General features: G+C 56.1%; 4 protein-coding genes. 3 read left to right on the forward strand and 1 reads right to left on the reverse strand.

Annotated features, from left to right (window positions below; all coding sequences use genetic code 11):
• Nucleotides 1–519: LUD domain-containing protein (locus GX108_06155; GenBank protein NLO56619.1), on the reverse strand; the 519-nt coding region annotated here is incomplete at its 3' end.
• Nucleotides 520–691: 172 nt separating this feature from the next.
• Here GX108_06155 and GX108_06160 point away from each other — a divergent pair.
• From GX108_06160 to GX108_06170, 3 genes are all read left to right on the forward strand, one after another.
• A complete protein-coding gene (locus tag GX108_06160; protein ID NLO56620.1) occupies nucleotides 692–961 on the forward strand; it encodes a hypothetical protein in 270 nt (89 codons plus the stop codon).
• A gap of 272 nt (nucleotides 962–1233) precedes the next feature.
• Complete coding sequence (locus GX108_06165; protein ID NLO56621.1) at nucleotides 1234–1590, forward strand: hypothetical protein; 357 nt, start codon at nucleotides 1234–1236, stop codon at nucleotides 1588–1590.
• Nucleotides 1591–1598: 8 nt separating this feature from the next.
• Nucleotides 1599–2263 (forward strand): signal recognition particle protein (locus GX108_06170; protein NLO56622.1); only part of this gene is annotated, 665 nt, incomplete at its 3' end.

The raw sequence follows: 2263 nt of genomic DNA on the forward strand, positions 1-2263 counted from the left end.
ACCCTTGCTGATCGCGTTGAGCGGCGTGGCCACGTCCCTGATCCTTTGCAGGGCGGCTTCGACATCGCGGCTGACCTTGTTGATGCCTACCACGAATATTATCCGGTTCCTCGCCCAGGCCATGGCAGCCACGCGGTTGCCCGTTCCGTCGATGTTCACCAGTTTCCCGTTCAGGGTGACGCCGTTGGAGCTGGAGAGGAAGATGTCACTGGTGATCTCATCCTCCAGCCTCTGGGACTTGTCTTCCGGCGCCAGCGACGGATCCCAATGTTCGAATATCTTGCATCCCCTTGCCTGGAGAGTCTCGAACAACCCCAACTCGCGGATGGTGGATGACCCGGGGACCCCTACGACCGACCCCTCGGGAACAAGTTCCAGCACCTTTTTGACGGCTTCTTCGGAGGTCGGCGCATAACCCGCCTTGAACCCGTTGGCCTCCAGGGCCTTCACCACGCTGCTGCCGAGATGCTCATTGTAGATCCTTCTTACCTCGAGGTTCTTCTCCTGGGCCGAGTTCATAGGCATTACCCCTTTCAGCATTCATTGTCCTTCAGAATTTTCAACGGGCGGTCTTCATTTTATCAGAACGCCGGAAAGCCCGGTGGAAAAATCGGGGCGACTTTTTAGCAGGCGTATGACATAATACTCGGAAAGTGTTATTCTTCGAGTCCAAGATAAAGGAGGTATGACCATGTGCAGAGTAATCACACCCGACCAGGGTGGGGGACACGGCCACACCGATGACCCTCTTTCGATAGCGGAACTCCTGAGAGAGTCCTTATCCCAGGAGCTCGACGCCCTGACGGAACTAGCCGCGAGGCATCATATCATCGAGGATGATGAGGTCCGCCACGTCCTGGGTCACCTGATCGATTCCAGGAGGAAGGATTTGGCAATGTTGTGGAGCCTTCTTCAGCAGGTCGAGGATAAGGCCTTCGGAGAGCATCAACATGGGCATTAGGCAGTAAGTTGCGAGTCGTCCATCCCGTTGGCCTTCACAGTTCGTCGCCCTTGCTATTGACGGTGTTTCCCTTGCGAATTGCCTTCGGAAGATCCTTAAACAAAGTCCTGGAAATAAGACAGTGGAAATAAAACCATTCATTGCCGGGGTAATGATTCCCGGCAATTTCGTTCGCTTTTGGGCCTGCGCAAAATATCTGTCAAGAGTTTATACTTGACAGGCTGGGAGAGGCTTTCTATAATCATTTCTCGTGCCCATGGGGAGGTGCCCTCTTGAACGATCCGGTGGAGCAAAGGGTGATGTTCTCCCACCTTTTCGATATTTATGGAGCTATCCTGACGGATAAGCAGAGAGAGGCCTTCCGACTTCATGTCATGGAAGATTGGTCGCTTTCGGAAGTCGCTGAAAGACTCGAGGTCACCCGGCAGGGCGCCCATGACCTCGTGCAGAGGTCGAAGGACCGCCTTCTCGTAATGGAGGAGTTGCTCGGTTTTTCGACGAAAGAGGCCGCGTGGGAAGGGCGCCAGGAACAACTTCGGGGGTGGCTCCGGGTTTATTCGTCGCGGATTCCGCCCGAAGCCGCTGATGAATTGGCGGCCATCCTGGCCCCAGAAGAACGGGAGGACTGATCCGGTTCATGTTCGATTCTCTCAGGGAACGCCTTGAATCCGTTTTTAAAGGCCTTAGGAGCAGGGGAAAACTGACGGAAGAAGATATCTCCACCGCCATGAGGGATGTCAGAAGAGCCCTCTTGGAGGGCGATGTAAACTTCCGCGTCGTGAAGGACCTCGTGGAAAGAATCCGCGGACGGGCTGTCGGGAAGGATGTCCTCGACTCGATCACCCCTGCCCAGCAGGTAATCGGCATCGTCTACGAGGAGATGGCGGCGCTGATGGGATCGGGGCGGCAATCGCTTTCCTTCTCCCCGAAGCCCCCAACCAAGTACATTTTGGCCGGTCTCCAGGGGTCGGGCAAGACGACGACCTGCGTTAAGATAGCGATGAAGATCTCCGACGGACACAAGCCCCTTGTAGTCGCCTGCGACCTTAGGAGACCTGCAGCGGCGGAACAGCTGAGGATATTGGCCGGCCAGGCCGGGGTAGGATTCTTCGGTCCCTCCGAGGGTGAAGCCGACGTAATAAAACTTGCCCGGGGGGCAATGGAGTACGCGGCCGGGAGGCTTTACGATGTTATTCTTTTCGACACCGCCGGCCGTCTCGATATCGATGAGCAACTCATGGAGGAGCTGGCCTTCCTTGGAGAGGCTCTCTCGCCTACGGAGACGCTCCTCGTGGTCGACTC

It is taken from the genome of Thermovirga sp., assembly GCA_012523215.1.
In the GTDB taxonomy this organism is placed as follows: Bacteria; Synergistota; Synergistia; order Synergistales; family Thermovirgaceae; genus 58-81.